Source organism: Stutzerimonas stutzeri SDM-LAC (assembly GCF_000235745.1).
Taxonomy (GTDB): domain Bacteria; phylum Pseudomonadota; class Gammaproteobacteria; order Pseudomonadales; family Pseudomonadaceae; genus Stutzerimonas; species Stutzerimonas stutzeri_H.
In genome coordinates, this window is sequence record NZ_AGSX01000024.1 from 1 (window position 1) to 9722 (window position 9722).

Consider the following 9722-nt stretch of genomic DNA (forward strand, 5'->3'; position numbering starts at 1 on the left):
ATGGTCTACGCTGACCCCCGGGATGCACCGCCGAATCGCTCGGCAGGCGTTGCATAGGCAATAGCAGGTTGCGTGCCAGGGATGTGCGAGGTGCGGATGCGATGGGCCTATGCCGCGTCATTGCTGGAACAAGAGGCGATTTGAGCGCTTCCTAAGCGTCCGGCTGGTCTGTAGGGAGGGCTCCAGCCCACCAATATGATGAACTAGAAGGGTGCAGGGTTCGTCCCGGTTCCCTTTTTTGGGGCGATACCCCGAGTTTTGGACAAAGCCGAACCTTGCGCTTCGGGTCAGCCAGTAAACGACTCACAGTTCCGGCACGGTTGTCTTTGCCGCTCCTCAGTTTTTGACGATTCGGGAGATCCGTTGCACAGTGTCGTTGAACAACCGCTCTTGCTGGGCATGATGCGCCTGATGCGATACCCCTAACTGGCGCAGCCGCAGGCACTGCTGAGCTTTCTCGAACGTTGCGTCGAGCGTGACCTGAGTGGATTGCAGAGAGCAGTGACGGCAGGGTGACGGTTTTTCAGCTATAGCCATATTCCTGACACAGTGATTTTCTAAGGTGATTCTCCGGTGCCAGAGTGCCGCGCATGTCGCACGGCGCCGGCTCCAACCGGATGGAGACACTGACCCATGCGTATCCCGAAGCCATTGGTCGTAGCGCTTGCCGCTGCGATTTCTGCCCCCGCCATGGCCGCCAGCAATACCCTGGTGGGTTGGGCGATGATGCCTGCCGACACCTTCTCCGATGGTCCGACTTCAGGGCAGATGGCCGGCGCGAACCCTTACGGCACTTTCGCGCCACCTTATGAAAACCGGCAGCCGGTGCAGGGCTTCTCCGCCGTGCTGCCGGGTGCCGATGAAAACAGTTTCATCTTCATGACCGATAACGGCTTTGGTGGGCAAACGAACTCAGCCGACGCCCTGTTGCGGCTCTACAGCGTGCGGCCCGATTTCCGTACGGCCAACGGTGGCAGCGGCGAGGTCAGCGCGAGCGATTACCTCAGCGGTGCGCCCTTGGCGCGTTTTACTCATCCGTCGCGCCTGACGCTCAACGACATTAACCAGAAACTCGAACTGCCCATCCAGGCCGACTACCGCTTTTATTACAACGACGGGTCGAAGCCGCGCGTCGACAGTGCGATCGGCTTTGGTCGTCTGCTGACCGGCGCGGACCTGGACGTCGAATCGGTGCGGCGGGACAAGAACTGCGCCATGTGGTTTGGTGACGAGTTCGGCCCGTATCTGATCAAGACCGATGCCTCCGGCACCGTTACGCGCAGCGCCATCTCGCTGCCGGGCGTCTACGCGCCACAGCACAAGGATGTGGTGGCAGGGCGCGCGACCGCCAACCTGGGCGGCTCGGGCGGTTTCGAAGGCATGGCGATCAATCCGCGCGGCGACCGGCTGTATGGGCTGCTGGAAAAAACCGTCAACGGTGACCCGGCCGGTACGCTGCGTATCAACGAGTTCGACATCGATCAGGAGCGTTACACCGGCAGCGTGTTTTTCTATCGCCTTCAAGCGCCCGAACACGCCATTGGTGACATGACAGCCATCGACGAGACTCGTTTTCTGGTAATCGAGCGCAACGGCGCAACAGCCACTAGCGGCACGCCATTCAAGAAGATCTACCTGATCGACACCCGCGGCGTCGCCAGTGGCGGAGCGGTACGCAAGACCGAAGTGGTCGACCTCATGCAATTGGCCGACCCCGACGATCTGAATGGGGACGGCCAGCGCTCGTTCACCTTTCCCTACGTGACCATCGAAAGTGTGCTGCCGCTGGATTCGCGCACCCTGCTGGTGGCCAACGACAATAACTTTCCGTATGGCGGTGGGCGTGGCCTCAATGCCGATGCCACCGAGCTGCTGAAGATCCGCCTGGCCAATCCGATACCTGGCGTACGTCCCCCGCATCTGCAACACGCCAAGGACGCGCGGCGTTGTGAGGTGTCTGCGGTATCTGATCAGGACTGAGGACGAGCGATTCACCTGCTCGCAAAGGCTTCGTCAGCAAGCTGGCTCCTACAAAGCACACGGCACCGCCCGGCTTTTGTAGGAGCGAGCTTGCTCGCGAGCAATGCAAATTCAGGGTTCGCCAACCTGCACCACCAGCTTTCCAAAATTCTTGCCTTTGAGCAGTCCGATAAACGCCTCGGGGGCATTTTCGAGGCCCTGCACGATCTGCTCGCGGTACTTGATCTTGCCTTCGGCATACCAAACGCCCATGTCGCGGGCGAACTCGTCGTAGCGATGGCCATAATCGTCGAAGATGATGAAGCCCTGCATCCGCATACGCTTCTTCAAAATGGTGTTGAGCAAGAGAGGCAAGCGGTCCGGACCCTCCGGCAACTCGGTGCTGTTGTACTGCGCGATGACTCCACAGACCGGCACCCGCGCACCGGTATTGAGCAAGGGCAGCACGGCGTCGAACACTTTGCCGCCAACGTTCTCGTAGTAGATGTCTATACCGTCCGGGCAATGTTGCGCCAGCTGCTGGGGAAAATCGGCGGCCCGGTGATCGATACAGGCATCGAAGCCCAGCGTCTCGACGGCATGCCGGCACTTTTCAGCGCCGCCGGCGATACCGACCACGCGGCAGCCTTTCAACTTGCCGATCTGCCCGACCGTTGCTCCAACGGGGCCTGTAGCGGCTGCAACTACAAGCGTTTCACCTGCTTTGGGCTGTCCGATGTCGAGTAGGCCCATGTATGCAGTGAAACCTGGCATACCGAGCACACCGAGGGCATGGGACGGGTGCTTCATATCGGGGTCGAGCTTGATCAACCCCTGTCCATCGGATAGCGCATAGTCCTGCCAACCATTGCCGCTCAGCACCCAGTCGCCTTCCTTGTATTCCGGATGACGTGACTCGGCAACCCGGCAAACCGTGCCCCCAATCATCACGTCGCCTACCTCCAAGGGTGCCGCATAGGACGGGCCGGTGCTCATACGGCCGCGCATGTAGGGATCAAGCGAGAGATACACGGTGCGCAACAGTAGCTGGCCATTGTCGGGGCTTGGCAGCGGGCCGGTTTCGAGGCGGAAGTTGGCCTGGGTCGGCGCGCCATGCGGACGCGAAGCGAGGCGAATGCTGCGGTTGTGTTGCGATTGCTGAGTCATCGAGTGCACCTGGTGATTGATCAGTTGACCAAAGTCGGAGCCCGTCGAGCAGCGAATTGTTCCTTTCCGCACGAAGTGAAGTGGCAACGGGGCCCCTGAAACACGACCGCCCCCATAGAGGGGGCGGCCACTGCATCGCGATTAGAGGCGGGCAACGTTATACGTCGAGCCAACCTTCATCGCCTGCGTCGTCACGGAAGCGGTTGTACTCTTCCTCGTTCCAGTCGCCGCTCTTGTCGCGGTCATAACTGTTGTAGACGCCTTGGCCATACTCATCGTCCGAGATCGAGCCATTCTTGTCGCTGTCCCAGCGAGTAAACATGCCTTGGTTGTCGAAGCCTGTGTCCCACTCGTTATAGTCCACGGCGCCTGACTTATCGGCGTCCCAGGTGTCGTAGTCCATGTCCGCCGCGTAAGTCATGGCTGAGCCGCCCGCGAGGGCCGATGCCAGGGCGATACCACCAAGTGCTTTTTGCCATTTCGTGTTCATGCTGCTTCTCCTCTGTCGTTTCTGGGTAGTCATCACCAGAGGATGGCGCTGACATAGTTTTCGTAACCTGTCGGCCGCGAGAGTTCTAAAAAAGTTCGCACCAGTGATGTGCGGCCATTCAGGCGAGACGGCTTACTGACCGATCAGATTGATGGTGCTGTTGATGGACATGTTTTCGACCGACTGGGCCTGTGCCAATAGCTGCGACACCATTGAAAGCACCGCGCCAGACTGCCCGCCGCCCGGCCCCTTGGGGATCCAGTACTGGTCGCCGGCAAACTCGGTACGGACGACGGCATCCATCGTCATGCCTTGCTCCACACGGATAATGGGTTGCGGCCCTGCGCTGGTTCGCACGGTCAGTAACTGGCCCTCGGCTTCTTGCTCACGCACGCACTCGCCTAGAAAATCGAACACCTCGGAAAGAGAGCGGGTATGCAATTCGACCTTGCCGATGCCTTCGGCTTCGAAGAACACGCGACCGCCGCCTACGCTGCCGAAGAAGTCCGAGTCGCCGAGTTGAAACTCCTTGCGGCTCTCCAGTTTGCAGCGTGCAAGTTTGAACAGCTCCTCGCGGGGCTGAAAAAAGCAGAACCGTGCACTTTCGACCGATTCGGTGAGCTGATATCGGTTGTTGCCGCGGGTCGTGATGGCGAGGTTTTCCTTGCGAGCGGCGATCAGCTGATCAATGGACGGTGCCTGATCGAGCTCAAGTTCCGGCCCATAGCGGCTGACCAGAAAGGCGCTCTCCATGGCGATGCCCTGATCGACAAGGCGATTCACCATTTGCTGGAAGCGCTCGAAATCGGCCGGGTTCGATGGGTTATTGGCGTATCGCTCCGTTCCATTGGGGCCTTGAATCTGCACACTTTCCAGAAACAGCGAAAGGATCAGTTCGGGCGGGTAGTCCTGACGCAGCATGAACGCTAACGAGGTGGTGCTGATGGGCGCGATGTACCCGCGATAGAACTCTTGATTGTCCTGAGTCGATACATCGAATCCAGGCCCTTGTTCGACGGACATATGCGGGTTGAAGCTGAAATCCGATGGCGCTTGTCCTCCAAATGGAAGCGTCAGATTGGCACCGGCACGAAAGCGGCTCCGGCCTCGGATGGTCGTTACGGTGGTGAAGTGAGCCGGCAGCGAGGCGCTACGCCGAACGATATTGAGCAGCAACGCTTCATCCTGAAGACGGCTGTAATCCTGATTGATCGTTGCCATTGCGGAATCGAGGCGTTCGGTTCCGGTGCAGCCTGCTAACAGGCCGAGAAAAACACTAGCCACTAGTCGTCCAGCCAGCGTCGAGCGGCTCATTCAGTTGCGTTCCCTAATGTTGGTTAGCCTGTAACAAAAAGATCGGGCGAATGCTGGTGAGTGCAAACACCCTTTATTACCCGAGCCGCATGGTCAAGCGGTTCTCCGCTTGGCCTTCCGGCTACTGCTCCGGCTCGTTGACGAGCTTCACTGCTATTCAATCTCGCCTGGCGTCGCGGAGCGGTGCGCTGGATCATCGGTCACCGTTTCCTGCTCGGTGCGATGCATGTTGCGGTTGGGAACGCTGTCGTTTTCCGGCAAACCTTTAACGACCCGGCCATCCTCGGTGACGATCTGACCTTGCTCATTGCGGTGGGTTTCAAGCTTCTCCATGGGCGTGGGAACACCCATAGGACTTGGGCGCGAGCCGGTATCTTCTTGCGGCGTGCCGGCTGGCCACTGGGCCAACGCCGGTTGAGCGGCGGCGGCCAGCAGCGTGGCCATAGCCAGCGACTTCACGATGGATCTGTTCATGATGTTCTCCTCGTTAATAGGCCGACGAGCTGACGTTATCGCTGGTTGGCGCGGCTAACGTGTGCCGATGACGTGCCGATTCAGCGGTTCGGAACGCCTTCGGGCTTGCAGACGAGCAAGGCGATCGGGCCTCCAGCGGAATATTTGCCCGGCACGCGCATCACGACCTCTTCGTTTGGGTTCACCGAGGCAGCTGGCGCGGCGGTCATCACGGTTTCCTCAGGTAGGGCGTGGAATTGGCATGAGGCTATTTCATTGCTGTGATTGTTAACTTTGATCGCGAGAACGCCTTTCAGGTCGACGCTATCCGACGAAGCCGAGGGCACGCCCAGTTCTTCCACCTTGATGTCCATGCCGTTCAGCCGTGTAACAACCAGAGGCTCTTGCCCCATGGCCGTGATCGCGAATACCAGGCCGGTCAATGCCAATAAGGGTCTTTTCATTCTGCTCTCCGTTCTAGGCTCTCTCTATATATGTGAACAGGGCAGGGGGTTTGAGTTCGCAACGCATGTCGTAACCGAGCAGGTTCATCGGGCGCTGGAGCGCCGTGAGCGCGAATGCCGATCAGCGTCGTGGATGCATCATTTCTACGGCCATTCGATGCTCCAGGCATGCTGCACTCCGCGTCATACGTCAAGAATGGCGCCCCTTTCGGGCTCACTCATATTTCGTTGCAATTTACTGAACCCCGCGCATCGAACCGGGTCAGAGCAGAGCGTCATGGCTAAAGCCCATCACGTCTCCGAAGCCCACCCCTGCCGCTTCATATGATCTGGCCGGTGGCTCGCTGTCGGATTTGAACTTTCCGCCTTGTTGAATCGAAACCGAGCGCATCAATGGATCAGATATACGCAGTGGTACTGTCGTACAAACGCAAGGAATTGTTACAGCGCTGCCTGGATGCGATCGACGAACAGACCCGCCCGTGTGCAGCAATCATCGTCGTTGACAATGCCAGCAACGACGGCACCGAAGAGATGCTGCTGCAATCGGAACTGCCCAATCTCAAGGTCTATGTGCTGTCGCATAACACCGGCGCATCGGGTGGTTTCAGTGCTGGCTTTCGGCTTGCTTACCAACAGGGCGCGGACTTCGTCTGGATGATGGACGATGATGTGATTCCCGAACCGGATGCGCTTGAGCAGTTGCTGCTGGCCAATGAGCGCCTGGCCGAGCGCAAACAGCCGAGTTCGTATCTGCTCTCGATGGCTCGCACCGAGCATGGTCTGCTCACCAACGTGCCTAGAGTCGATGAGCGCACCAATTCGATCGACTATGAAAACTGGCCCGCATTGCTGGACATTGGCGTAATCCCGGTGCGCCCGGCGACCTATGTTTCGATTCTGGTTCCTCGCCGTTCGCTGGCGCAGCATGGCCTGCCGTTGGCGCCGATGTTCATGTGGGGGGATGACACCGAATTCACCATGCGCATCAGTCAGAGCGTACCGGGCTACCTGGTGGCTGCGAGCAGGGTGGTGCACCTGCGACGCGTCAGCGGCGCGATCGACATTCTGCGTGAGCCCGATCCGGCGCGAGTCGCGCTGCACCGCCATCTGGTTCGTAATGAGTTGTTCGTTGCCCGAAAGTATTTTCGCAAGCGACGTGTGTTGGGCCTGTTCGGTTCTCGGCTGAGCCTGGTCGCTGCGATGCTGGCCAGAGGTCAGGTCGCTAAAGCGCGCATCATTCTTACTGGCCTGTTGGAAAGCTTCAGCTTTTCGCCAGTTCCCGAATCGGCCGATGCCCCGGTCGAGGCGCTGGGCGTGACTGTACGTGAGCTGATCCCAAAGGGAGCAGGCGAGACCGCTGATCTGCGGTCGGAGGTCGTCTCGACAACCGTTATCCGCTCCGATGCGCCTGCCAGTCCGCCGCCACGTGCCGTTGCAAACAATATGCGGATTTTGGTGTGTGGCGCCGAAGGGCAGGTTGGTTACTGCCTGATCAACCAGGCGGCGAGCTTCGGGCTGGATGCAACCGGTTTGTCTCGCCGCGCCCTGGATATCACTCGCATAGACCAGATATACGCGGCGGTCGAGCGCTATAAGCCCGCGCTGATCATTAACGTTGCGGCCTACACCAACCTGGATCACGCCGAAGCGGAAGTGGCACAGGCTGAAGCGGTCAACCGCGACGGCGCCGCTAACCTGGCCGCGGCCGCTCGCCATTTCGATATCCCTTTATTTCACCTGTCCAGTGAATACGTGTTCTCCGGCGACGGCACCGAGCCGTACCGTGAAACCGATCAGCCGATGCCGAACAGCGTATACGGTTCCACTCGCCGCGCGGGCGAGGTGGCCATCAGCCAGACGCTGGACCGGTTTCTCATTCTGCGGACCAGCTGGATATACGGCGAGCGCGGTAATAATTTCGTCAAGACGATGCTCAACCTCTGCGGGAAGACAGGGGAAGTCTCGGTCGTCAGCGATCAGGTCGGCTGCCCGACTCGGGCACGCAGCGTAGCGCGTGTGTTGGTTGAGCTGGCGCTGCGCTACTGCCGTAACGGTGATCTGCAGTGGGGTCTTTACCATTACAGCGGTTCATCACCTTGCAGCTGGGCAGAGTTCGCTACCGCAATTTTCCATGAAGCCGAACTGGCCGGGCTCATCGAACAAGCCCCACGCGTGGTCCCGGTAACCAGTGACCGGCTGCCTCGTGCCGCTATGCGACCGGCCTGGTCGGTACTCGATTGCTCACTTATCGAAGCCACGTTCGGTATTCACCCGAAGCATTGGCGGGAGGAGCTGCGCAATGTCATTCGTCGTATGGGTGATCTACCAGCCGAGCCATGCGGGCCAGCGCCGAGCAGAATTCCCTTCAAGGCCTACCCATTCAGCATTGGCGAGCCGGCGCGGTTATCGACCAATCAGGCGGCAAACCAGAACTGATTAGACCGGATGGGCGAGTCGCAAACTTTATCTAAATGTTACGGTCGGAAGGCCAGAGCTATTAAAAGGGATTTCGCAATGAAGGATGCAACGATCAAAAGGGTAGGTGTGTCGGGTACAGGGATGATCTCGCACTGCTTCGTTCGCCTGATCATGCAGCACTACAAGGACATGACAATCAGCCGTGTTCTGACCCGTAGGCGAATCGATACGCTCGGCGGCTTTCCGCTCAGGGACGCGCTGACCAACTCGATCGATGATCTGCTCGAGCATTCGGACATCATCGTCGAATGCACCGGTGACGTGTTCTTCGGTACGGAAGTGATCGAGCGCGCTTTCGAAGCTGGCCTACCGGTGGTGACCATAAATGCTGAATTGCAAGTAACCACGGGGTCCCACCTGGCAGGCAAAGGCTTGCTGACTGAAGCCGAAGGCGATCAGCCCGGGTCTCTGGCGGCACTGCACGAAGAAGCGCTACAGATGGGTTTCAAGCCTCTCGTGTACGGCAACATGAAAGGCTATCTGAACCATAACCCCAGCCTTGAAGACATGACTTATTGGTCCAAACGTCAGGGCATTAGCCTTGAGCAGACCACGTCCTTCACCGATGGCACCAAGGTGCAGATCGAGCAGGTCGTAGTCGGCAACGGCCTTGGCGCGACCATCACCCGGCGCGGCCTGGAAGGGCTGGCCTCAACCGATCTCAACGTCAGTGGCCAGGTTCTAGGACTGATCGCGGACGGCGTCGGCCAGCCAATTGTCGACTATGTTCTGCCCAGCGGTTATCCAGCAGGTGGCGTGTTCCTGGTGTGTCGGCACGATGAAATGCAGGCGCAGGCAATTGAGTACTTCAAGCTCGGCCCCGGTCCTTATTATGTGCTGACACGGCCGTTCCACCTCTGCTCGCTGGAAGTCGGCAAAACAGTTCGTCGGGTATTGGCTGGCGGCGGTGTGCTGCTGAACAATTCTGTGTCGCCCACCTTGGGCGTTGCAGCGATAGCCAAACGTGAGATGAAGGCTGGGGAGATCATCGTTCGTGGCATAGGTGGCTTCGACGTTCGCGGCGAAGCGGTGAAGCTCGCCGGGGAGCTCGACCACGTGCCCATTGGCCTGTTGCGCAACACGGTTCTCAAGCGACCTGTCGAGCCGGGGCAGCTGATCACCTTCGACGACATCGAGGTTCAGCCAAGTCGGGTGTTGGACATCCTCACCCAGCAACAGCAAACAGTGCGGCAGCAGATCGCAATAAGCGCTCAGCCAACTACGCTGCGCCAGGCTCTGTAATGAGAGCCGGCGATGAGGCGGAGGTCTGGGCGGACGGATACAGTTTCGTGGAATTTCAGCGGACTGGGACCGGCCTCGTCCCGTATCACCACGAATCTGATTCTGCAGGAGTGACGCTGCCGATCGCAGCGTCCGGCCTCTTGGCAGAAGAA

Annotated in this window: 8 protein-coding genes; 3 read left to right on the forward strand and 5 right to left on the reverse strand. The window is 59.1% G+C overall.

The window, feature by feature from the left end; all coding sequences use genetic code 11:
- The first annotated feature begins 633 nt into the window (after positions 1-633).
- A complete protein-coding gene (locus PSTU_RS0103020) occupies positions 634-1980 on the forward strand; it encodes an esterase-like activity of phytase family protein (protein ID WP_019339564.1) in 1347 nt (448 codons plus the stop codon).
- A 111-nt stretch (positions 1981-2091) separates the two neighbouring features.
- Here PSTU_RS0103020 and PSTU_RS0103025 read toward each other — a convergent pair whose 3' ends face one another.
- The 5 genes from PSTU_RS0103025 to PSTU_RS20365 form a co-directional block, all read right to left on the reverse strand.
- Positions 2092-3126 (reverse strand): NADP-dependent oxidoreductase, encoded by a 1035-nt coding sequence (locus PSTU_RS0103025; RefSeq protein ID WP_019339565.1) that lies wholly within the window; start codon positions 3124-3126, stop codon positions 2092-2094.
- Between the two features lie 157 nt (positions 3127-3283).
- Positions 3284-3616, reverse strand: a complete 333-nt coding sequence (locus tag PSTU_RS0103030) for a hypothetical protein (protein ID WP_019339566.1) — start codon at positions 3614-3616, stop codon at positions 3284-3286.
- 132 nt (positions 3617-3748) lie between these two features.
- Entirely contained in the window at positions 3749-4930 is a 1182-nt protein-coding gene (locus PSTU_RS0103035; RefSeq protein ID WP_141566876.1) for a hypothetical protein, read from the reverse strand.
- A 153-nt stretch (positions 4931-5083) separates the two neighbouring features.
- The gene (locus PSTU_RS20360) at positions 5084-5404 is read right to left on the reverse strand and encodes a hypothetical protein (RefSeq protein WP_019339568.1); all 321 of its coding nucleotides are present in this window, start codon (positions 5402-5404) and stop codon (positions 5084-5086) included.
- A gap of 80 nt (positions 5405-5484) precedes the next feature.
- Positions 5485-5832 carry a hypothetical protein gene (locus tag PSTU_RS20365; RefSeq protein ID WP_141566877.1) on the reverse strand — a complete coding sequence of 116 codons (348 nt, stop codon included), beginning with the start codon at positions 5830-5832 and terminating at the stop codon, positions 5485-5487.
- A 408-nt stretch (positions 5833-6240) separates the two neighbouring features.
- Between PSTU_RS20365 and rfbD the strand changes: the two genes are divergently transcribed.
- Together rfbD and PSTU_RS20380 are read left to right on the forward strand one after the other, a co-directional pair.
- The gene (gene rfbD, locus PSTU_RS21065; protein ID WP_019339570.1) at positions 6241-8286 is read left to right on the forward strand and encodes a dTDP-4-dehydrorhamnose reductase; all 2046 of its coding nucleotides are present in this window, start codon (positions 6241-6243) and stop codon (positions 8284-8286) included.
- A gap of 123 nt (positions 8287-8409) precedes the next feature.
- Positions 8410-9570 (forward strand): NAD(P)-dependent oxidoreductase, encoded by a 1161-nt coding sequence (locus tag PSTU_RS20380; protein ID WP_019339571.1) that lies wholly within the window; start codon positions 8410-8412, stop codon positions 9568-9570.
- Positions 9571-9722: the final 152 nt, after the last annotated feature.